The organism is Colwellia psychrerythraea 34H (assembly GCF_000012325.1).
Lineage (GTDB): Bacteria > Pseudomonadota > Gammaproteobacteria > Enterobacterales > Alteromonadaceae > Colwellia > Colwellia psychrerythraea_A.
Genome location: NC_003910.7, coordinates 2,494,924 through 2,517,471, shown reverse-complemented (window position 1 = coordinate 2,517,471; position 22,548 = coordinate 2,494,924). Strand labels below are relative to the sequence as shown.

Here is a 22,548-nt window from a genome sequence, read left to right as displayed (position 1 = left end):
TTTAAGTCCTGAAATTCCCATTTTGGCATTAATAAAGAATAACTTTTGTAGATTAATCTTTTTTTATTTCACACCATTGTATGATTGTTCAAAAATGAGCTAATATTAAATGTCAATGTTGCATGCCACTATAGGGAATAGCTATGCAGTCTATTAAATTCTTAAGTGTTTTACTTCTTGTTGTTTACGCATCCGGCTGCGGAAATACCCCCATCAAAGATAGTCAATCTACAAATGAAAAAGAAGCAGTGCCTGTTGAGGACAAAACGAGTGATGAAAAGGGTTTTAATCCTTGTCTTATCAATCCTAAGTTGAGTCAGTGTGTGAAAAATGAAGATGAAGATGAAAACAAAGATTAACAAGGAATTTGCTGAAGCAATTAGTTCATGGTTAACCATTGCAACGGTGTTAACGGCTGGTTTTTACGGTGTCTGGGAATATCTAGATCATAAATCAACCGTCAGGGTTGAACGATCTCTAGCTTATGTTGAGAGTTATAGAAGTGGCTATGTTTCAAAATCGAAATTAGCATTAAATCAGCTTCTAGCTGACAATGAAGAGACCCTGATAGCAATTTTGAAGGATGAACACTTAAGTGACACCGAACGAGATACGCGCTATCGCTCGCATATATTAACAATGGTAAGCCCCGCTTTAAATAGACAAAATCTTGAAATATCCTTTTCTTTTTATGAAGAAATAGCGATTTGCGCCGAACGAGAGCTTTGTGATGCAAATATTATCAGGAGCTTTTTTACCGCTGATGTTACGGGATTTTTTAACTCATATGCTCCACATGTGTGCTCGCTTCGAAAACAATGGAATAATGATTTCGTTTATAAAAAAATAGAATCGTTTTTTATAAGTCCAAAAAGCGACATATGTCAGTCATTATAATTTATTATGTTTTAAGGTCTTTTGCACAAGCGCTGACTGAGCGGTTAACAAGCCAATGAAAAAAACATATATATGCTGTTCAGTTATTATCTTATGGTCTTTGGCTATATCACCCGCGTTTACCTTTGAAGAAGCGGTACCAAGGTACGCTCTAATTATTGGTAATGCTAATTATCAATATACACCTCTTAAAAATCCCATTAACGACGCAAAAGCCATGGCAAAAAAGTTAAGGTCGCTTCGATATGATGTTACAGAACTGCACGATCAAAACCCTCAACAGATGCAAGAAGCACTCGAACATTTTTATGAGTCGATAAAAGAGGATAATGCCATAAGCCTCTTTTACTTTTCCGGTCATGGTGTACAAGCAAATAATATCAACTATCTGTTACCCGTAAATTCAAATATTGCCTCTTTTGATACACTCACTTCAAAGGCACTTTCAACGAATAAAGTTTTGAGTGAGTTGAAAAAATCGAAAAGTCATCAACATATAATTATTTTAGATGCTTGCCGTAATAATCCATTTAAAGTTTTACTGAATAATGAAGGCGTTGTTCGTAGTGCAGTGATTGAAGGTAACATAGCTGAACATAATGGTTTAGCCGCAGTAAAAGCCCCAGCAGGAACCTTAATTGCTTACGCTACGGAACCAGGTAAAGCGGCTTTTGACGGTAGCGGAAAAAATGGTACTTATACTTCAGCTTTACTTAGTTATATTGGTAAGTCTGAAACCGCTGAAGAGCTATTTAAAAAAGTACGGCAACAGGTTTTATCAAAAACAAATAACAAACAGCTTCCGTGGGAACATTCTTCTCTTACAGAAAAATTCTATTTTAGTCCTCCTGCTAATGAAGAGGTCCCCGACATCCCTAACTTTTAAAATATCCCACTTAATCCTACAGATAAAATTGAAGATTTTTCTCGAATGCCCTTGTAGGTTTCTCCTTCAAATTTAATATCTTGAGTATAACTATTAGTTTTAAAACGCGTTTTAAAGAGCAGGTTTCCTTTTAATGGCATTGTCCAATTTAACGAATATGAATATCCAGTACTTTTGTTACTGGTCTTGCCATTAATATCATCAAATTCTTTTGTTTCCCCCTCTTCTAAGCCATCTCCATCAGAAAAGAAGCGATTGTTTGCATTAAGTTTAGAGTATGCAACCGATATAGAGAGCTTTCCTGCTTGTTCAAACTTCCAGTTTATACTGGCACCAACATAAGGCCCTGACTGTTTGTACGATTCTTTTGCTAGGCTTATTGGTGCCAAAATAATTGAGTCATCCTTAGGACGGCTACGCCAATTGTATTTAGTTTCTCCATTCTTATAGCCTATAAAACCACTGAATCGTTTGCTGAATTGATAACCGGTTGTGAAATCGATATCGGTTCTACTTGCAGAGCCCGTTTCCGATTCTTCAGATATGATAGCGTCATCAATTGAACCTGAAATGTTAATAACACCGATAAAGCGTTTATAAGCAAGTGCTGTCGTTAAGTTTGCAACGGGGTAAACAATTTTTTGGTCTATTTTTTCAGCAAACGAAAAAGTTCCATAACCAAGGTCTAAACCGATGAGTTTGTGAATGGTCGCTTGTTGGGCCGCCAAACAAATTTTAGGAAGAAAAAAGACAAAAAAACATACTAACGAAATATTCCTGATTATATTCATGCTTATAGTCCTTTTATGGCTGACGGTTAACTACGCTAAAGCTATAAATTTCAAGTGTTTCTGGCTTACATAAAATAAGTTACTATCTTGTTTTTATCTAACGTACTATAAGTGCGTCTCTTTGGATAGTTACCTTTTTTATTCAAAAAGTTTTTCTGGACTTCCTTAGTTTTACGTAACTGCTTTTGTAATTAAGATTATCCCCCCTAGTATGTTCCTATAATAGACCATGCAAACATAACTAAAACTTGCTTATCCTTGCTAGCATGCTTTTGTTTTGTAATGTGTGCAACCTCTTCATTTCTCGCTAAATAAATGCGATAGCGGAATGCGCAAGGCTTTGAATATTGTTATAAATATCAAACTAGAAGGCAGCAATGTGAACAGTTCTCAAATTGATTGGCAGCTTAAAAATAATCTCGCAAGGTTAAACTCCGCAATCTCCTAATTATTTCTAAAATGTCGTTATTGACTCCTCATGATAAAAATGAATTCATTAGATAACTAATATATAAATAGGGGGGGGTGAAAAGGATTATGTTTGCGTTTGTCCGTTAGTTATAAAACGTATATTTAGATAATATATACAAACATAGATCACTCTTGCCACAAAACTGACCTAATTCATTGCTCAAACTACCCCAAGCTTATGTTCACTTAGATACGATATAGTCCTTTTAGTCTGAATAGAACCATAATTAGGATGTTCAGATCATGTGCCTATTTCATACGAATATTGATACGATATCATTTCGATGGTTACCGCTTTACTTTCGATGTCTTAGGTACGCCTTAGAGTGTTTGCTTTAATTTCTATGCGAATCATTACTATTTATAATGAAACAGCCAATTATTACCTTCCTCTGTTGCGCCGGAGCGGTCTAAATCTGACTGCTAAAACAGCCCTGATTTATGGTCACTATTCTGAGATAGCAGAGATAAGAATTATTCTGAGCTATCTCGCAAGGTTGGTATTGGCCGGCTGTTCACGACACTATATAGCCGTTCAGAGCTTCACGCTGAAACTTGCTATTGGACAAAAATCACTTAAGTTTTTCGTTGTATTTTGCTACTTTAGATAAAAATATGTATTGTGACTTACATGTCTTTTAGAATTGCTGCGAATGGTAATGCACAAAGAACGCAAGGCTATGTACCATGTCTTTTTAAGCAAATATGCCAACAATACTGCTAGTATTTCAGCTTATTAAAGCACCAGTTTCATTGCCTATATGTGAAGATTACCATAGTCTCAGCATTCCCTTTCAACTCGACAGTTCCACTGGTTCACCTCAATGCTTCACTCCATAAACAATGCCGTTTACGTGTTGGAGGAGCACGATAAGCCGGTTATGTCACAACGAAGTTAAACATAACCGGCGCATTCATAGTTTCAGCAGGTCATCCCGTCAGTACCTCGACAATGCCAAACAAAAGAATCATTCCGGATATGCTCTTTCGCAAATTTTGCTGCTCGGTTCGCGATTTCCTTCGAAGTCCATGTGGCCATCATAATGCCGTAATTGGCATTGTCTGGGTATTTGTCATACACCACGAAGTCCAACTCAGGGAATTTCCTCTTAAGCCGCTTAGCTTTTCTTTTGGCTTCAGCAAAATCCGGTGTTGAATAAACAATCGTAAAATACTTGCGGCTATTGGTGATGATGTAAGGCGGGTCTTGCAGGAGAGGCAGTTGAGAAAATTCAGCACCTGCACTGGGCTCCTTTTGCCCTCCTCCATCGACTTGGAATAGTGATTGGGGCCCGTTTACCCAGGCAACCAGGACTTTTGGTGGTTGCACTTCAATATTGCGGACGAGCACTTCTTTTCGCGTATCAAAGGCGATATCAAAGTCTTCAATCTTATCGAACAGGGTCAGCTTAGCTTTTTCCAAGTGTTCTATTTGATCTGGTTCGGTCAGCAGTGGTACCGATGCGTCTACGATTTGGCAGTAGTCGTGATAGATGTGCGTCAGCACAATGTCTTGGTTTGAAGGGTCATGCTCAATCAGCAGGTCAAGTCGCAACAAGCTGAGATCGACTTGGTAGTTGGCGCTTTTCATTCTCGAGCTTGCAGCTTCAATACAACGGTTGTCAGAGGGTTTGATTTGCTCGTATTGCGGTACGGGCTCACAGTCCATCGCGTGTGCTGAAGAAAATAAGGTGAGCGCGATAGAGCTAAACAAATAATTCCATTTCATGGCAGTTCCTTAGTTCACTAGATGATATTTCTGCGTCGCCCCAGCTTAGTTTCGATTTGAATCTGACATCGCATAGATTAAGTATTGCACAATAATGAGATTTGTTAGTATTATTTGAACACTCCGTGTGCGCGGGCCAAGACAGGTCAAATGTGCCCGAACAACACTAAGGAAGGGACTATATGCGCCATCTTGGACTACGCAACGTTATTTCAAAGCTACCCGCGAAGATAAATGCTGCCCGTGAGTTTGCTACTAGTGCATTGGTTTTAATTGTTTTTTTCGGTCTCTTGTTAATCCTCGGTCGGCAGTTTTTCAGAGACAGCGTTGTGCTTGAACCTATATCAGTGCCACTGCATTTAGAAGAATCCGGCTTAAACGGTGGAGTGGCCGCACAATGGTTAATTGATTCCATTAGAACTATTCAGCGAAATGCCGCCTCAACCAAAGAAACTAAAGCGATACAAGCCACGCCTAAACAGATAAATATCGAAATGCCCGGCGTTGGCTTTAGTTTAGCCACCATTGAGCAAATTATCCGGGAGGCCCTGGCCTTACCCTCTCCGTTTATCAAAGGCGAAATCATCAAGCTTGGTGACAGCTATCAGATTAGATTAAGGTTGCCGGGAGCGCCATACATCCACATAGAACAACCCTTAGGGGATAAGGACGTTGAAAAGCTGATAGCAAAGTCAGCAGAGAAAATTCTGTTGCTTAAAGATCCGTATATCGTAGCTGTCGATTACTACCGAAAGGCGGAGTACAAAAAGGCAATCGAGGTCATCAACAATATGCAGCCGGGAGCAGATAGGTTGCAATCGGCTTACAATGAACTGCTGCTGGCGGCCATTGCGACTAAACAGCTGGAACATGAAAAAGCATCGTTACACCTAAAAAAAGCGGATCAATTGGCACCCAATTTAGGCGTCGTGAAACTGAATCAGGCTATCCAGCACGCGTTGAAAAAAGATCCGTCAACGGCTCTTTCCAAATATAAAGAAGCCAAACAACTCAATCTGGAACTGCAAGACGATGCATTTCATTCGCAAATTCTGACTGAGTTAGGCCGAGAGTTGGTAACAGATGATAGTGCTGAAGAAAAACTGGCATTGTTTCGAAAAGCAATTGACCTGGCACCGGAAAACGCATCGGCAATAATCCGTCTAGCAGAAGTGCTTGCTCATCGACAACGGCCAGAAGAGAATAATGAAATGCTAAAGCTCTACGAGGCTGCAATAGGCTTAGTTCCCAATAAACCGAAATATCATTTTCAGTATGGGAAGACTCTCTGGGAAATGGGCAACAAAGACAAAGGCTGCGTTCAGGTGAAAAAGGCTGTTGAGTTGAAGCCGGCGATGAGGGTTCTTGCTAACAAGTACCAATGTTCTAAATAGCTTTAACCAAGCAAGATAGAATTATTGTGCGTCCACTATTGCCATAGGCTGTGTGAAAAATCCTAGCGTAAATTTTTTATGCGACGCTACGTAAATTAACAGGTGGTTTGTTATCAAACGTACTACAGAATTTAATCTACAGCGCATTTTCTCGTTGGGATTATTCTATTACTTAAGTTAAAAATAGTTTTCACACAGGCTGTGGCAAAAATGACGGTTAAACCAAATCCCTCAAACGACGTAGTTTTTTAGCACCATTAAATATTGTTGCTAATGTTCACTTGGTGCGCAAAGGGGAAGTAAACTGGCTAATGTTCCTAAAGTCGGCTTCATGCTCAAAGCTGCCATAGGAAATAGATTCTTAACGGCAATTTTGAACGATCTTCAGATAGTCTGAAAGGCATTTTATCCTCAAAACTTAACTCACAATGCTAGGTACAAACCCCTTATCTGTTATGAAGGTATTGCGGCCAGAATTTTTTGCGGAATATAAATACTTATCAGCTCTTTTTAAAGCTTCTTTAAAGTCTTCATCATTACTGACTTTGGTATAACCAATACTTACGGTAATATTTTTATTTTCAGGTAGAAATGAAAAATCAAGTAATGCGATAGATTGTTGTAATCGTGAAGCTAGCTTGTGCATTCCTCCCTTATCAACACCAGGCGCAATGATGGCAAACTCTTCACCACCTATTCGCCCTAATGTGTCTTCTTTTCGCAAGCAATTATTCATTGCTTCGGATACTTGTTTAAGCACTTTATCTCCAGCATCGTGACCATAGGTATCGTTGATTACTTTAAAATGGTCTAAATCTAACATCATCACACAGACATCATAAGATAACCGCCGTGATCGACTTAGTTCTTCATTTGATACTTGGAGGAAAGCACATCTATTAGCAACACCTGTTAGGCTGTCAGTATAAGCAAGTTTTTCTAATTCAGCTGTACGCTCAGTTACAATCTTTTCTAATCCTGTGGTGTGCTTATGCACCTGTTGCCCCATCTCACTAATAGCTGATTTAAGCTTAACCATCTCGTTACTACTATCTTTGTCAGCCACCAAAGTAAGCGGACTGAATGATGATTCTGGCTTAAAACTCTCTAGCCAGTTAGATATGTCATTCAAATGACGAATTACCAATTTATGGATGATGAAAAGGATAAAAATGGAAACAAAAAAGGTCTTAATAAACTGAGAGATAAGAATGATAATGAACTCATCAATGGTTTTTTGTTTTACTTGATCAGTATCAATTTGATACTCAATAGTGCCTATTATTACAGGCCTTTTCTCTACTTCAGCTATTAAGTTGAACGTCTGTTTATCAGCATTTTTGTCTATTTGACCTAAAAAGGCGATATCCTTCTTTGTCTCATTCTTGATCAATATAGATTTATAATATCCTGACCGCATCATCCCTTCACTAAAAACAAGAGCGCTATTTTCCATTAAATCCCAGAGAGCTAGAGTCAAAGAAGGTGTACTTAATTCAATCAATTCTTGAGATTTTTGTTGTAATTCATCTGTATATTTTTGATGATTTAATGACAACTGGATAGCGGTAATTATTACGGTAAATAATCCACTAAATAACAATATTCGAATCAATAATACTCTTGATAATCGACTGGTATTTATTAACCTCGATAGAAATCTCACACTACGTCCCTATATTTGCAATCGAAAGAAAGAGATAACATTCTAATATAATGCAGATAATGTCAATTATTTATACAAACGAGTAGGTTTTGATGGTTAGTTTACTGTCGAGAGGAAGAGCGATAAAAGCCCCATTAATTCCATAACGTTAAGGTTCATTTAATTAAGTTCCAATGGCCGCAACGGTGGCTAAGAGGGGTAATCATCAGGATTCGTGGTTCGATGTCGCCTGCAAGCTCATACTTGCCAGTGGAATTTCGTTTCAGAACACTACCTGTTATTTAGGCAGCTACTATCTCGTTATGTGCCCCAATATAAATTTAACACAAAACATGTTGACCAAAATTCATCAATCAAATTTGTAATTACCCATATTTATAATCCCACACCTTTAGTCTTTAATAATAACTCAGCAGTTAAAGTCGGGAGTTAATCATGACAGCTTGGAATAAAGGTAAACATGTGGGCCAGAAAAAAGCATTTAAACTTGAAGAAATTTGGCTATTGATAGCAAACTTAGATCTTGTGATTTAATAAGTTTAAAAGTTCGTGATATTTCATCAGCCTCATTAATTCAATCTCGTGCGATGATTGAGCAACAAAAAACTCATAAAGAAGTTCAATTTGAAATAACGCCAAAGACTCAACAATGCTTGAGTCAGTGGGTATATTTAAAAACTATCTTCCTCTGACTTTATATTCCCTAGTTCAAGAAAACTAGGTCAACATATTTGCTATCACTACTATGCCAATATAGTCAAAAAATGGGTATCCACTCTAGGGTTAGATATCACCCAATATGGAACGCACTCGCTTAGACGTACCAAGGCATCCTTAATCTATGCAATGACAAAGAATTTAAGGGCTATCCAGTTATTACTTGGTCACTCAAAACTACAAAGTACAATTGAATATTTAGGGGTTGAAATAGAAGATGCATTGTCTATTTCAGAAAGTACAGAAACTTGATTAAATGGTTAGCGCAACAGGAACCTGTGGCGCTTACGCCCCCATACCGCCTTACAATCTATAAATTAGTGGCCAAAATCATTTGACCATTACAGTGAGGTTTAGCCCACAAACAACTTAACAGTTCTTTTGTCAACGTGAGGAAATACAGCTTTTAACTGATTGTCACTCAACGACCATTGTTGGGACACAACTGTTGCTAGCCAAGAGAAGGTATTGCTAGTTGGCATTAAATCACGTTGCTCAAATAGTTGGTTATTTTTCAGTCCAGGCCAATTTCCCAAGACTTTACCACCATTAACTGAGCCACCAGCAATAAACATTGCGCTTGCTGTTCCGTGATCCGTTCCACCTGTTCCATTTTCTTTTACTGTTCTGCCAAATTCTGTCGCAACAACAACAACGGTATCTTGCCACTGATCTTTTAATCCGTCTTTTAAAGCTTTTAATCCTTGATCAAGCGCTTTAAGTTGCCGAGACAAACGGGTTGCTTGGTTATTATGTGTATCCCAGCCTCCCAATTCTAACATCGCACAATCTACACCATTATTGCCCATCATTAAATTTGCACAGGATTTGGATAACTCAATGAATTGTCCTTTTTTCTTAATGTTAAGTGCTCTGTCACCTACCATGGTATCGGCCATCTCTTTTACTGCTAAACCATCTTCAAGCCTATTAATTAATAACTCATCATTTTGATACATTTTCATTAAGGCTTGATACACATCCTCATCCGCCTCTTTTAACTGAGACGGATACCAAGTACTCGCTTCGCTGCTTCTCAAGCTAATTGGCGTTGAATTAGCTATAGCCAACGCTTGCTTTTCCTTCATATTAACGGCTCGGCCTAACCAGCCAGTATCATGGTCAATATTAGTCAAGCCTGATTCTAAATAATCTTGTCCATCAAAATGAGAGCGCTTGGCATACCCCGAAGAAACCGCGGTAATCGGCAGTAACTCACCCTTTTTATACCACTGGTGCAGGTTACTTAAACTTGGATGTAGCGCAAAACCATTATCTAACATCAATAAATCATCTTTAATACTCGCGAGCAATTTGGGTCTTAATACCGATAATTCAGTATCAAAAGTGGGCACTAGGGTATGTAATGAATCCATCGCCCCCCTTAATACAACCCAAATAATTTTTTTATTCCCGGATTTCGGTGAAGTAGCAGATAATGCCTTAGCAACAGCATTTGGTGTTTTAAATAGAACTAAAGTGGCAGCCATAGATTTGATAAATTGACGACGTTGCATGACTATCTCCTTTGAAACTCTGGGCTCATCAAAAGCAAGGTCATTGCTTGCTCTTTACTTTCTGCACGCAATATTGTGTTATACGACAATTCGCTGATGTTTTTACCAAAAGAATTGCTCATTATAGTCTCCACATTTACTGTGTGTTTAAAAGATAATTTGGAAGATAGTGCTGCTGACCAATTAATTCTAGCCATTATGGCACTGCCACCATTCCAATCATTACCACTGTCACTAAAGCCTGCGGGAGATCCTGCACTAAAGGGCTTTTGTCCTAATGCTGATAACGATTTCATCAACTGACGTAGATTCAACTTTTTATTATCCCCTATGGATCTTAGCGATGAGATAACAAACTCTCTTGGGGTTTTAAATTTTTGACTATCGGCATGCCATGACTCTTCAGCATTAATTAACGTAATCATTACCTCCCTAATATTGCCTTTTGTTGCAAGCCAACGTTTGACCATTTTATTAATTAATGATTCTGGAGGTTGTTCAGAAATGAAATGATACGCTAATTTAAAACTAATATGTCGAGCAGTGGCTGGATGATTAGCTAAATCTCGTAACATCATTTCACCTTGTTTCGCGTTTTTCCTGCTCTTTTTATAGCTTTTACCAAGCAAGGTAAAACTTCCTGGTTCATGACCATTAGCTCGATATAAAAAACCGCTACCTTCATCACGCCCGATTCTAGCAACACTCCAACCGGTAATACCCTTTGCTAGGGCAGTAACATCTTGTTGCTGATAACCACCATTAACACCTAATGTGTGGAGTTCAAGAATTTCACGGGCTAAATTTTCATTAAGACCTACCTTTTTCTTGCCTCTGCCATTTTTATTAATTTGAGAGTTGGTACCAAACGATCTTTCATTATTCAAATAAATTAACATGGCTGGATGTTGGCATACACTTAGCAACAAATCTTCAAAGTTACCCAGTAAGTTCGGCGCAATAGCTTCTCGTTCTAATGTTGGTGCAATAGCTGTCATTACAGGACCTGAAGCGCTGACACTAAAATGGTTAGAGAAAAAATCGAGCAAACGCCAATTAAGGCTATGATCAGATCGAATCGCTTGGTCAATTGCATCTGATGAGAGTTGGTTTAACAATTTATGAGCTGGATTTCTAGCTTTCTTAGTAACAACACCTTCCATGGACATTTGTTTATCAAAATCCTTCCCAGCAAGTTCTTGGGCTATTTTTTTAGCGACTTTCTTGTTTTTACGATAACCATGTAATTGGATGAAAATATCACTAGAGCTTGGTAAGGAATAATTAAATGCTACTGGAGGAGATTGAGATAGTTGTTTAATCAACCATTCTTTTGGCGACTGGGCCACTAAAATTAATTCATTCGGTTTGGCACCATAACCAAACCTATTAACCGCGATCATACTAGTAGTAGCCATTTTCATTACCTTATTAGCCGTTGTGTTTCTTCAAACCTTCGACACTTATCATGATGAAAAGCTATTTTAAGTACAAGTTGATTTACCCTTCTTTACACTAAAGTTGGTTCAAATATGCTGCGGCTCCTAAAAGGCCAGGTTGAGTTTCAGTTATCACATAAGTCGGCGTTTGTTGGGTTAATGAGGATAACCGCCCTTTTGTTTCAAAACGTTCTCTAAAGCCACTCTTTTCAATAAAGTCGATAAACCTAGGCACAATACCACCAGCAATATATACGCCACCTAAACTATTAGCCGTTAGTGCTAAATTACCAGCAAAACTTCCTAATACTTTACAAAAAAATTCTAATGCTTGTTTGCATAAAATACAGTCACCATTAATCGCATTAGTACTTATAATTTCAGCCGAAAGGTCACCGGCCACAAAATTATTACTTTTGCCTTCATTAGTTATCTTAACAAGCGCTTGATATATCTGTTCTAAGCCATAACCAGATAATAATTGTTCATAAGAAACCCGTTTTTTATAAGCATAAATATAAGAAAAAACTTTTACTTCCAACTCATCAACAGGGGCAAAATCGACATGTCCTCCTTCACCACTAATACAGTGCCATTTATTATCTAATGGCACTAAAGTAGCTACACCTAAGCCAGTTCCAGGACCGCATACAGAGATAGCTTTATTACTAACCGCCTCACCAGCCCCTATTTTCACTTTTTGAGAATCGCTAAGATAAGGAATAGCCAGAGCAATGGCGGTGTAATCGTTTATCAAGGTTAAGGTATTTAATTTTAATTGTTCTTTTAAATCTTTTTGAGAGAACTGCCAAGGTAAATTGGTCATGGAAATGTAATCATCATCTACCGGACAGGCAATGGCTAAACAAGCATTGATAGTTTTACCCTCAAGTTGCTTTTCCATTATATACAGCCGGATGACATCAATTAAATTAGCAAACTTCGCACATTGATAAGTAGCTATATCCGTAATGACATCCGAAGGTGAAGCAATGGCTAATCGAATGTTTGTGCCCCCGATATCAGCAACCAAGTTGATGCCATTTTTATTAAGGTTATTCATAATTTGTCCGAGAAATAAAACGAGTTAAGCCATTTAGCGGGTAAACTTACGCTTGGCTGATGTTTAGGGGGATCCCCCTAAACAATTTATTGCCGAAATTGTAAAGCTTTATTGCAAACCAATCCGAGATCCCTTTACACCATAAAACATGATGTATAAGTAACACATAACAGGAAGAACAAATGCCATTTGAATACCAATAGCATCAGCTAATACACCTTGAAGTAGTGGAATTAAAGCGCCACCAGCAATAGATAAACATAAAATACCAGAGCCTTGCCCTGTAGCTTTACCTAACCTATTTACCGCTAGGGTAAAAATAGTAGGAAACATAATAGAGTTACATAAACCCACCGATAAAATTGCCCACATAGCGACTTGACCTGATGATGTTATTGCCACAATAAGAAGAATTACTGCACTAATAGCATTGACAGTTAGAATTTTATTAGCAGCAACAAAACGCATTAAGGCTGCACCAATAAAGCGCCCTACCATAGCCCCTCCCCAATAATAAGCAATATAATTAGCTGCTTGTGCTTCAGCTAAACCCGCAATATTATCTTCACCTAAAAATGAGATCAAAAAGCTACCAATAGAAACTTCGGCTCCTACATAAACAAATATCCCTAAAGCGCCCAACATAAGGTGTGGTGTTTTCCACGCAGAAGGCTGTTCCTTCAAGCTAACCGCATCAGCACAGCTATCATCCGTTTCAATAGATTCTATTTTTGGTAATTTTAAGAAAGTAAAGATAGCCGCAAGACCAAATAAAATACCAGCTAAGACTAAATAGGGTATTTGTACTGCTTGTGCTTCTTGTAATTTTGCAGCGGCTTGCTCTGCTACAGAAAGTTGTGCAATTTGTTCCGCACCTAAAGAAACAGCAGATAATATAAATAACCCACCAAAAAATGGCGCTACCGTTGTACCTAACGAATTAAAAGCTTGAGTTAAATTTAAACGACTCGATGCAGTTTCGGCACGACCAAGGCTAGCAACATAAGGGTTTGCTGACACTTGCAGGCAAGTAATACCCGAAGCAAGTACAAACAAAGCAAACAAAAACAAAGGGTATGACTGAGCTCCTGCCGCTGGATAAAATAATACGCAGCCAATTCCTGCAATAGATAATCCTGAAACAATACCAAATTTGTAACCCACCTTCTTGATCAAGGCAGCGGCTGGCATTGAAACAATAAAATATGCGCTAAAAAAGCAAAACTGAATTAACATTGCTTGGGTATAGTTCAATGAGAAGACATTTTTTAAATGTGGGATCAATATATCATTCAAACAGGCAATAAACCCCCACATGAAAAATAACGATGTCAACACGACTAATGTGAAATTATAACTCTGTCCTGAGTCACTTTGCGCTTTAAACTGTGACAAGTCTGCCGAACCACTAACCGCCATCTTTATTCCCCTTAATCTATTATATTTTTAATAGTTTGATATGTAAATTTAACAAATATCTATAATAAGGATTAACTCTTAATAGGAATATTCGCTATGTTTTATTGATAATATGTTATTGAAGATAAAACTTACTGACATCGATGTCAAGACAAAACAAAAGCAATGTCTTTATATTTGAAAACCCCCTCCAAATAACCAACTTTTTAATTCAGCGGCAGCTTAACAATCACGTCTAAACCTTTTTCTACTCTATTTTTCAGCTTAATTTCACCGCCATGATCTTGTATTGCTGTTAAGGCGATAGTCATACCTAATCCCATGCCACCAGACTTTTGGTTTCTAGAGTCATCCAAACGTTCAAATGCTTCAAACATACGCTGTTGTTCAGCTTCAGGGATCCCCTGCCCTTGATCGGCAATGATTATATTGATAGATTTATTGTTTTCAAAAATCGATACATGTACACATTTCCCGTACTTAACACCGTTTTCAATTAAGTTACTAAAAGCTCGTTTTAGCGCAACGGGCCGACAAGAGTAATTAATTTTATCAGTGATATCACAAGTCACATTTAAACCAATATCAGATAGATCTAAGCATAAACTCTCTATTAGAGCGCATATATCCACCTTACGTGATTTTTCAAGCCATGAGTCTTGTTTAGCAAACGAAATCGTTGCCTTAGTGATGTGCTCCATTTCATCAAGTTTTTCAATAATTTTATCTTGAGTAACTTCATCGCTAATAAATTCTGCATGCAAGCGCATAGACGTTAAGGGGGTTCTTAAATCATGAGACATAGCAGCTAAGGATCTCGCTCTATGTGTCACCATTTTATTTAAGCGTAACAGCATTTGATTAAAAGCTTTTACCGCGTGTTGAACATCTTCAGGACCTTGCTCCTTTATCGGTTGAATACTTTCCCCTAAGCCAAGTTTTTTTGCATTATCGGCCAACTCATTTAATGGCCTAATAATTCGCTTAACAGAAAATACTACGATAACAATTAACACTAAGGACATTATTAACAGTGATATCAGTGTTGTTTTCGCCCAAAGAGGAAAAGGATCTCGGCTATACACACTCATCATCAGCCATTGCTTATTTTTTAACTCGATAGCTGTTGTAAAAAGTTTTAATCGTTTGGGTTTTTTATTACCAGCTTTAGTAGGCTCTTTGAGTTTTTGATAAAGGTATTCAAGTAAAGTAGCAATGCGACTACTACTGGCTAAGTCTTGATATACATATACTTTGCCATATTCTTTATTTAGCATTTTCCTTAATAATAGCCGCTCAGCTAAAAATGACTTTTCATTAAAAGACGCTGTGTTATCGGTTTCTGCTGATTGACTGATATAAAATTTAACCCGGTGCACACTCATTGCTTTTAACATCGCTTTATGATGTTTCTCAGGCACGGTTGCTAATACATTTGACGCTTGTGCTGCTCTACGTATTAATTGCTTTGTTTCAATTTGTTCCGCAATATAATCAGACTCAGACAGGAAGAAAAACAAGGTAAATAATTGAGAAAAAGTGAGTGTTGAAAGCAATAATAAAATCAGCTGTCCGGTGAGCCTTTTAGGTAACCATGATTTAACAATGGTTAACATTTTATTGATGCACCACTGGAACAGACAACGAATAACCACCACCCCATACAGTTTTAATTAACTTTGGTGAACTTGGATCTACTTCAACTTTACGTCTTAGGCGGCTAATCAAATTATCGATACTTCGATCAAAAGCTTTAGCTTCCCTACCATGAGTAAGGTCAAGCAATTGATCTCTTGTTAATACCGCTTGTGGACGTAATAAAAAAGCTTTAAGTAAGCGATATTCAGCGGCACTTAGGGCTATAGTAACGTCACTTTTATTTATCAGCTCACGTTGATTAATGTCTAAACGCCAATCGTCAAAAATAAGGATGTCTGATTTAACCTGCTCAACTTGTACGGGGAAACTTTGACTACGACGTAATACCGCTTTAATTTTGGCAAGTAATACTCTTGGATTAAAAGGTTTTGCAACATAATCATCTGCGCCCATTTCTAGTCCAACCACTCTGTCGGTATCTTCCGTTAATGCTGTAAGTAAAATCACCGGAATTTTTAAATTACTTTGAACAAAACGACACAAAGATAATCCATCTTCACCTGGCATCATAATATCAAGCAAAATTAGATCGATAACACTGTTTTTCAATGTTTCACGCATTGCTTTACCGCCATCAACGCTGGTCACTCTCATGCCATGGTCACCTAAATAACGAGCCAAAGGCTGCCTAATATCAGGATTATCATCAACAATTAAAATATGTGTCATTGCTACCTCTTTTAAAACTAAACGCTATTTAAACGATACTTAACTAGCACTATATCGATTAGTTTATAAGATTTTTAAAAAAAATTGTATCAAGTTGTCGCAAACCCCAAACCTGAGACAACTTGATAACACATATTCCAACGTAGTTAAAAATATTTGTTTAAATAATCTTACCTGCTCTAAACAATAATAGCCGATACGCTAATGCTTCACTTAACAAGAATAAGCTTTCCCATAAAAAGCCTCTTTTTACTCCTGAGTTTATCCCTACCAAGCTGTGCTGTGTATCAAGGAGCAGAACTTACAGAGCACCCAGTAGAAAAACTATCAAATAACGTTGAAGACGCAACACCAAACACAGTAATAAAATCCCCGCGGAATAAAGATTGGTGGACAAATTTTAACGAACCTCAACTAACTTATTGGGTTGAAACAAGCTTTAAAAACAACCCTAGTTTACAAGCAACTTTTAGTAGACTAAATCAAACACAAGCAAAATTAAATATTGTCAAAGCGAGTAATAATCCAGATCTAAATTTATCACTATCATCGAAAGTAAAGCGCAATAAAAATTTAAACACTACTCAAAATGATAACTATCAAGTGGTGGGATTAAGTGCTAGTTGGGAAATAGACTTATGGGGAAAACTTAATGCGGGTGAAGATAAAGCATTATGGGAGAATTCAGCGAGCAAAAACGATATTAGTATTAAAGCAAACTTAATTGCCGCTAATGTAAGCAGTGCTTGGGTTGGTTGGATGGTAGAAACTGAAAAAATAAAATTGTTAACACAGCAGAGCAAACGAACAGAACAGGGTTTAAAGATAATACAGCGTCGCGTAGCGCTTGGGAAAACCGGGAGAAGTGATGCTTGGCAACAACAAGGTTTATTGGAATCATTAACAACGCTAACAAATAAAGCAATAGCAAAGTCAGCATTACAAAAACAAAAACTCGCTTTGTGGTCAGGTACTTTAGCTAATCAATTACCAAAAAGTCCTCAAGGAAAGTTACCCACCCTTCTGTCCATCCCTGTATCAGGTATTGAACTAAAAGCATTAAAATACCGACCCGACATTCAAAAATCTTATGCAAAATTACAAGCAGCTGATGCCGAAGTTGCTATTGCAGTTGCTGAGCAGTTCCCACAATTAACCTTAAGAGCCTCTTACTCTTCAACAAATCAAAACGCAAAAAGTATATTTAGCGATTGGCTTGGTGACCTTAGTGCAGGTTTAATCATGCCCATTATTGATTATGGACAACGAAAACAAACCGTAAAACAAAAGAAGTATAACCTTAAAGCTTTGCAATATGACTATTTACAAAAATGGCAACAAGCAATTTTTGAGGTTGAAGAAGCATTAATTATCGCTAATGAATATCAGCAGATAACCATTAGTTTGGCTTTGCAGCTTGAACTTGCTAAAAAAATTCAACAACTTAAAAAGAGATATTACCTTAATGGGCAAGCACAATACCTACAGTTACTACAAGCACAGGACAGTACACTAAAACTTGAGCGTCAGCTTATTGATAGTAAGCATGCACAGCTTGAATCTCGCTTATCCTTGTATAGCGCAATTAGTCATGGTGATTTTATATCACTAGAGCAAAAAGAAGGAAGTAGTCATCATGACTAAATTTAGCAGCACAAATAACAAAAACACCTCAAGTCAACTAAACCTACTAAAGCAACGCTCCTTAATGAAAAGTACCTTACCGATTATTATTTTAATTATTGCTGTGCTTGGCAGCTATTTTATTTATCATTCAGGAAAATCAAATTTATTATTAAGTACTAAGGTTAGTGAGAAAAAAAATCTAAATGATGTAACAAAATCAAAAAATCAAAAAAAAATACGCATTGTAAATACTCAATTAATAACAGTCGAAACACATACCCCAACATGGCAAGCAACAGGCGTGGTAAAACCGGCTCAAACATTAAATCTTAAAGCTGAAGTCTCAGGAGTTATCAATAAAGTAAACCCTGATGCTATTCCAGGGGCATTAATTCACCAGGGAGAAACACTTTTAACACTCAATAGTGAAAACTTCCAATATGCACTTATTAATAAAAAATCGGCCTTAATACAAGCGCAATCAACACTTAGCATTGAAAAGGGAAACCAAGTTCTTGCCCTAGAAGCGTTTGCCTTTATGCCTGACGACATGCAAACGGAACAGGAAAAATCTCTCGTATTAAGAGAACCCCAAATTGCTAGTGCCATAGCAAAAGTGATGAGTAATCAAGCAAGTGTTGATAAAGCAAAAGCTGATTTAGCAAAAACAGAAATAACCATGCCTTTCACCGGAAAAATTCAGAAACGAAATATAAGCTTAGGCGCAAGCATCAACGCCAACAGCTCACTTTATCAGATTTTAAATATTGAACAGTTTTGGCTAGAAGTAAAAATACCACGTCAATTTTTCACTATTTTAGACAAGAAACAACCCGTTTTGTTAACGCATCAACAAAACAGAAATATAAAACATACTCGCTTAGGTAACATTCTGACTAGCTTAACGTCACTAGATAGTCGTGATAGACAAGTACAACTGCTGGTTAGTATTGATGACCCTTTATTGCTAAAAAAAAGGGCACTTATAAAGGCGACACTTGGGACTGAAACACAAGCAACATCAAACAATTCACCTAACCTTATTTTCATCAATGATTTTTTGTTTTTATCGCTTCATGGCAAACCATTAGAAAACACAGTACAAATCAAACCTCATTGGTTAATAGCTAATGACTACATTTGGGTGGTTGATCAAAAAAACACCTTGCAACAACGTAAAGTTGAGGTGGTATTTCAGGGTAAAAAGTACTTATTTGTCAGAGGGAATTTCTTCGAAGGTGATCATGCACTTATCGATAAGCTGTCGATCGCGGTCAGTGGTATGAAGGTGAAAAAGCGTTCTTTAAAGAGTTTATCTCTAAAGGATAAAGACAATGTTTAAATCTATCACTAAAGAGTCAGCTACCGATAAAAAAGCAGCTCAAAAATACAATTCAATTGCATGGATGATTAACCACGGCATTGCGCCAAATTTACTCATGTTATTGCTTATTGTCGGCGGCTTAGTAATGTCGTTTATAATACGCAAAGAATATATGCCTGACGTCACCCTAGACCGAGTAGGTATTGTTATAAATTATCCAGGAGCCTCTCCAGATGAAATAGAATCAGCAATTGCCCTGCCCATTGAAGCAATCATCACACCATTAGAGGGCATTAAAGAAGTAAAAACAATTATCCGAACAGGCCGTTTATTCATACGCGCTGAACTAGAGGGCTCAGATAATGCCCAAAAGATATTTCAAGATGTTCAACAAGCAATCACCCGTATTAACACATTCCCGACTGAAATGGATAAACCCAGAATATTTCTTGCCAGTAAAGTCAGAGATGTAATGGAAATAGTCGTGCATGGTGATTTAGATGCAATAGGTATAAAGCGACTCAGTGAAGAAATACGCGATCGTATTTTACAGTCTGTTGATATATCTAAAGTCACTTTACATGGTACTGCAAAAGAAGAAATACATATTGATATTTCTCAACATATGCTCAACAGCTTACAAACTGATTTATCAACAATAGCGAAAAAAATAAGTTTGTTAACCAAAGAACAATCCACTGGTACTATTAAATCTAATAGCGGAAATATATTAGTTAAAGTAGATGAGCGTCTGCTTTGGGCGGATGAATTTGCTCAACTAAGCATAATGCCTGACAAAAATGGCGGAGCATTACAACTGAAGGATGTCGCTAAGATAACAGAAGGCTTTGCTGATTCTAAATCAATGATCACCTTTGATGGTCAGTTGGCCGCAAGTTTACGCATTTACCGAGTAGGTGAGCAATCTCCCGACAAAATAGGTAAAGCAATAGAGGCTATGTGGCCAGAGTTAGAAGCCTTGCTTCCCCCTACAGCAGGGCTAACTATTATTGATGACGATGCAAAAAACTACCAAAAACGACTTAGTTTATTACTAAAAAATGCATTTTTTGGCTTACTGCTCGTATTATTTTTTATGAGTTTATTTCTTGATTTTCGTTTAGCTTTTTGGGTAGTTGCCGGTATTCCAAGTGCTTTCTTAGGCGCTATTCTTTTTTTACCAAGCTTTGGTATTTCCATCAATATGGTGTCTATGTTTGGCTTTATTATTGCTCTTGGTATTGTGGTTGATGATGCCATTATTGCAGGGGAAAATATTTATACGCACATGCAAGAAGGCATGCCATTTTCAAGTGCAGCGCAGCTTGGCGCACAAGAAGTTGCCAAACCGTTAACCTTTGCAATATTAACCAACATCATCGCATTTATCCCTCTGCTCTTTTTACCCGGTTTTATGAAGTTGATGTTTGGTGCAATACCTGTGGTTGTTATTCTATGCTTTGTTATTTCATGGCTTGAAGCCTTATTTATATTACCTGCACACTTGGCAAGAATTAACCAAAAAACAACTAAAACCCCAGGTAATAATATACTCAGTAAATCAGCCTATTATTTTAGTTTTGCCATGCAAAAGGCTCAACAAAATTTTGACAAAGCCTTAGAGAGCTTTATTCAACACCCGTATTTATCGGTATTGAAAAAATGCCTCTCATGGCCGGCTCTAACATTATCTATTGCTTCGCTAATTTTATTATGGGTTTTAGGTTATGCCTTTAGTGGAAAAATGGGCTTTAGTTTAATGCCAAAAATGGAGGGCCGTTGGGTAAAAGCGAGTATAGTATTACCTGAAGATTTTACTTTAATGCAAATGAATAAAGTAAAAGACAAGCTTGAAAGTAATGCTAAAGAGATGCTCTCAAAAAACGAAATTGAGCAGGCAGTTATTAGTATTAGAAGTGAAATTTTTGAAAACACCTTAGAAGTAGGTTTATTACTCGTTGACAGTGAAGAGCGTGAAATTAGCTCAGTTGATATAAAAAGCCTATGGCGAGAGCAATCAAAATTATTAGGCAAGCAATCTTTAAACAATTTAGGCAAGCTGCGTTTTGGAAGTGCCCGAAAAAATAGTAACAGCCAAATTGAAGCTTCTATCACTCTTGAGCTTAGACACAATGATACTAACGTATTAAGTAATGCAGCTATCGCAGCGCAAAACTACCTTCAAAGTGACCAGCAAAGTGGACAATACATTACCAGTATTACCAACTCAATGGAGCAAGGTAACCCACAATGGTCATTAACCTTAAATGAAAATGGTCAAAGCTTAGGGTTTAATGGAAGTGATGTTGCTAAACAATTACGTTCTTCACTGTATGGTGCACGAGTTACCCGCCAGCACAGAGGACAAAACGAAGTCACTGTATTAGTACGGCTACCATTAAGAGAAAGGCAAAGTTCTGGTGATATTGAAAACCTACTGATTAGTACGGGCGATGGCGGCTTTGTCCCCTTAAATGAAATAGCAAACATCAGTAAAACTTACAGCCCGGCCACAATTAAACGCTATAAAAATCAACGTATAGAACAGCTTTATATTGAAGTAGAAGATGAAACTAAAACCCCACAAGTTAATGATTTTATTCATCAGCAACTCACTCTTAGACTTACTCGCCAGTTTGCTGGATTAAAAGTTTCAATGAGTGGTGATCAAAAAGAGATAGCGCAAAGTGTTTCTAAGCTTGAGTTAGGTACCCTTTTTGCGCTTACTGGTATTTATATATTATTAGCCATTGCTTTTAAAAGTTACCTGCAACCTTTACTCATTATGGCCATTATTCCTTTTGGCGCTGTGGGTGCTATTTTAGGTCATTTACTGTTAGGTTTTGGCTTAAGCATTGTGAGTTTAATGGGCATGCTTGCCCTTGCTGGTGTGGTAATCAACGACAGCCTAATAATGGTGGAATACGCCAATAAACAAGTAACACAAGGGCACAAACCTAAACAAGCAATTATTAATGCTGGCATGCGTCGCTTTCGTCCAATACTACTAACCACACTGACCACTTTTGGCGGTTTAGCCCCCATGGTTTTTGAAACATCACGCCAAGCTCAATTTATTGTACCTATGGCTGTATCACTTGGCTTTGGCATTTTATTCACAACCTTTATTTGTTTATTAGTGCTACCTTGTTTATACCTAATAACAAGCGAGTACAACGATATCAAAGCTTAATAAAACTACACAACTAACACCTTTAAAATATTTAACCCTATAAAACAACGAGTTATTAAATAACACTGAAAAAGCTATCAATCCTAAG

Annotated in this window: 16 protein-coding genes and 1 pseudogene; 8 read left to right on the top strand and 9 right to left on the bottom strand. The window is 37.5% G+C overall.

The window, feature by feature from the left end; all coding sequences use genetic code 11:
• Positions 1-143: 143 nt before the first annotated feature.
• The 3 genes from CPS_RS10695 to CPS_RS10685 are packed head-to-tail and all read left to right on the top strand — an operon-like array spanning position 144 to position 1,783.
• Positions 144-359, top strand: coding sequence for a hypothetical protein (locus CPS_RS10695; RefSeq protein ID WP_011043212.1), 216 nt, complete (start codon positions 144-146; stop codon positions 357-359).
• Entirely contained in the window at positions 343-897 is a 555-nt protein-coding gene (locus CPS_RS22890; protein ID WP_011043211.1) for a DUF4760 domain-containing protein, read from the top strand. Before CPS_RS10695 ends, CPS_RS22890 begins: the two co-directional genes overlap by 17 nt.
• 55 nt (positions 898-952) lie before the next feature.
• Entirely contained in the window at positions 953-1,783 is an 831-nt protein-coding gene (locus CPS_RS10685; RefSeq protein WP_011043210.1) for a caspase family protein, read from the top strand.
• On the opposite strand, the gene CPS_RS10680 is transcribed toward CPS_RS10685, so the two are convergent.
• Positions 1,780-2,574 (bottom strand): hypothetical protein, encoded by a 795-nt coding sequence (locus CPS_RS10680; RefSeq protein WP_011043209.1) that lies wholly within the window; start codon positions 2,572-2,574, stop codon positions 1,780-1,782. The two genes, CPS_RS10685 and CPS_RS10680, sit on opposite strands and share 4 nt — an antisense overlap.
• A 1,393-nt stretch (positions 2,575-3,967) precedes the next feature.
• Positions 3,968-4,774: a hypothetical protein gene (locus tag CPS_RS10675; protein ID WP_011043207.1), complete on the bottom strand. Its 807-nt coding sequence runs from the start codon at positions 4,772-4,774 to the stop codon at positions 3,968-3,970.
• A gap of 182 nt (positions 4,775-4,956) precedes the next feature.
• On the opposite strand from CPS_RS10675, the gene CPS_RS10670 reads away from it, so the two are divergent.
• Positions 4,957-6,168 (top strand): hypothetical protein, encoded by a 1,212-nt coding sequence (locus tag CPS_RS10670; RefSeq protein WP_011043206.1) that lies wholly within the window; start codon positions 4,957-4,959, stop codon positions 6,166-6,168.
• Positions 6,169-6,586: 418 nt separating this feature from the next.
• Here CPS_RS10670 and CPS_RS10665 read toward each other — a convergent pair whose 3' ends face one another.
• Positions 6,587-7,834 carry a diguanylate cyclase gene (locus CPS_RS10665; protein WP_011043205.1) on the bottom strand — a complete coding sequence of 416 codons (1,248 nt, stop codon included), beginning with the start codon at positions 7,832-7,834 and terminating at the stop codon, positions 6,587-6,589.
• A gap of 435 nt (positions 7,835-8,269) precedes the next feature.
• Between CPS_RS10665 and CPS_RS23315 the strand changes: the two are divergent.
• A pseudogene (locus CPS_RS23315) lies at positions 8,270-8,803 on the top strand (tyrosine-type recombinase/integrase).
• A gap of 101 nt (positions 8,804-8,904) precedes the next feature.
• Here the strand turns inward: CPS_RS23315 and CPS_RS10655 are convergent.
• From CPS_RS10655 to CPS_RS10630, 6 genes are all read right to left on the bottom strand, one after another.
• Positions 8,905-10,068 carry a DUF1501 domain-containing protein gene (locus CPS_RS10655; RefSeq protein WP_011043204.1) on the bottom strand — a complete coding sequence of 388 codons (1,164 nt, stop codon included), beginning with the start codon at positions 10,066-10,068 and terminating at the stop codon, positions 8,905-8,907.
• A gap of 2 nt (positions 10,069-10,070) precedes the next feature.
• Positions 10,071-11,486 (bottom strand): DUF1800 domain-containing protein, encoded by a 1,416-nt coding sequence (locus CPS_RS10650; RefSeq protein WP_011043203.1) that lies wholly within the window; start codon positions 11,484-11,486, stop codon positions 10,071-10,073.
• A 97-nt stretch (positions 11,487-11,583) separates the two neighbouring features.
• Complete coding sequence (locus tag CPS_RS10645) at positions 11,584-12,570, bottom strand: glucokinase (RefSeq protein ID WP_041736905.1); 987 nt, start codon at positions 12,568-12,570, stop codon at positions 11,584-11,586.
• 108 nt (positions 12,571-12,678) lie between these two features.
• Positions 12,679-13,989 (bottom strand): L-fucose:H+ symporter permease, encoded by a 1,311-nt coding sequence (fucP, locus tag CPS_RS10640; protein WP_011043201.1) that lies wholly within the window; start codon positions 13,987-13,989, stop codon positions 12,679-12,681.
• Positions 13,990-14,195: 206 nt separating this feature from the next.
• On the bottom strand, positions 14,196-15,605 hold the full coding sequence (locus CPS_RS10635) for an ATP-binding protein (RefSeq protein ID WP_011043200.1): 1,410 nt from the start codon (positions 15,603-15,605) through the stop codon (positions 14,196-14,198).
• A gap of 1 nt (position 15,606) precedes the next feature.
• Entirely contained in the window at positions 15,607-16,317 is a 711-nt protein-coding gene (locus CPS_RS10630; RefSeq protein WP_011043199.1) for a response regulator, read from the bottom strand.
• A gap of 282 nt (positions 16,318-16,599) precedes the next feature.
• Between CPS_RS10630 and CPS_RS10625 the strand changes: the two genes are divergently transcribed.
• From CPS_RS10625 to CPS_RS10615, 3 genes are read left to right on the top strand one after another with little or no spacing between them, the layout of a single operon-like run.
• The gene (locus CPS_RS10625; RefSeq protein ID WP_041736904.1) at positions 16,600-17,961 is read left to right on the top strand and encodes a TolC family protein; all 1,362 of its coding nucleotides are present in this window, start codon (positions 16,600-16,602) and stop codon (positions 17,959-17,961) included.
• A complete protein-coding gene (locus CPS_RS10620) occupies positions 17,954-19,285 on the top strand; it encodes an efflux RND transporter periplasmic adaptor subunit (RefSeq protein ID WP_011043197.1) in 1,332 nt (443 codons plus the stop codon). Before CPS_RS10625 ends, CPS_RS10620 begins: the two co-directional genes overlap by 8 nt.
• Complete coding sequence (locus CPS_RS10615; RefSeq protein WP_011043196.1) at positions 19,278-22,460, top strand: efflux RND transporter permease subunit; 3,183 nt, start codon at positions 19,278-19,280, stop codon at positions 22,458-22,460. The genes CPS_RS10620 and CPS_RS10615 overlap by 8 nt, the downstream gene beginning before the upstream one ends.
• Positions 22,461-22,548 lie beyond the last annotated feature (88 nt).